Origin of the sequence: Akkermansia sp. N21169, assembly GCF_029854675.1 — a bacterium.
In the GTDB taxonomy this organism is placed as follows: domain Bacteria; phylum Verrucomicrobiota; class Verrucomicrobiia; order Verrucomicrobiales; family Akkermansiaceae; genus Akkermansia.
In genome coordinates this window covers 1-1,096 of sequence record NZ_JARWNC010000019.1, presented here as the reverse complement: position 1 = coordinate 1,096, position 1,096 = coordinate 1, and the positions used below count along the sequence as shown (strand labels likewise).

At 63.5% G+C, this 1,096-nt stretch carries 1 protein-coding gene; it reads left to right on the top strand.

Going from position 1 to position 1,096, the window contains the following annotated elements:
• Nucleotides 1–1,096: hypothetical protein (locus QET40_RS00355; RefSeq protein WP_280125181.1), on the top strand; the 1,096-nt coding region annotated here is incomplete at both ends.

Below are 1,096 nucleotides of genomic sequence, written 5' to 3'. Positions count from 1 at the left end.
CCGGCAGCGCTCAATCGCTCATCTCCTTCGAGACGCCGGGGGCATCCCACCAAGTCTACCTCGGCGACATGCAGATCAACCTCACCGACGGACTGCTGGAAGAACTCCACGACCTCCGGGCGGAAGGTACCACCATCCTCCTCCAGCTCACCGACGGAGCCCTCGCCGTCACCGATCCTCTGACGCGCACCGCCAACGGCATTAGTGACGCGGCCCACGCATGGCTCAGCTCCATCCGCTTCAACCCCGTCCTGGAATACCTCGGCTATGCCGTCCAGCGCAACCTGGATGCCGACGCCCTGCAGGCCAACCTCGACGCGGGCCGCCTGGCCGTCACCGCCGGCGGGGAAATCTACTACGCCACCGACGCAGCCCTCGACGGGAATGCACAACATCGGGTTGATCTGACCAAAGAAGCGACTTCGCAGGATCCATCCACCACCCACTACGTCTACTTCGACGCCTACAAGATGATGATGATCAACGCCGACCTCAACGTCGTCATGAGCGGAGCCCCCGGCGACGCGTCAACCCTTGGCCTGCACGTCGAAAACCTCTCGGGTGGCCTCAACTCCGCCACCGGGGAACGCTACACCCTCGAGTTCGAAAACAACCTTGGCACCGACAGCGTCGCCCGTGTCGAACTGGTCAACGGCAGCTACAACGGGCGCAACCTCGACACCGTTTACGAAGGCAACCTCAAGGCGGGCATTGTCGACTTCGTCAAGACGGGCACGGGATCGCTGACCATCAACGGCGACGTGACCATCGACGGCGGCATCGAAACGCGGGAAGGCACCCTCGTCCTCAACGGGCATAACAGCCTTGAAAGTCTCACCGCCGGCACCGGAGACGGCTTGACCGTCATCGGAGGGGAAACCCTGGTGAAGGGCGTATACGGGCAGGGAGGCACCCTGGAACTGCGCGGAGTAGACTCCCGCCTGGTGGTCACCGGAAGCGACACGATGAACCTGGCCACCCACATCACCGGGGACGGCACCTTCTCGATGGCTTACGGGACGCTGCGCCTGGTGGACGGAGGCGACTTTTCGGGCAACTCGACGCTCGAACTCCAATCGGGCTCCGTCCTCGACGT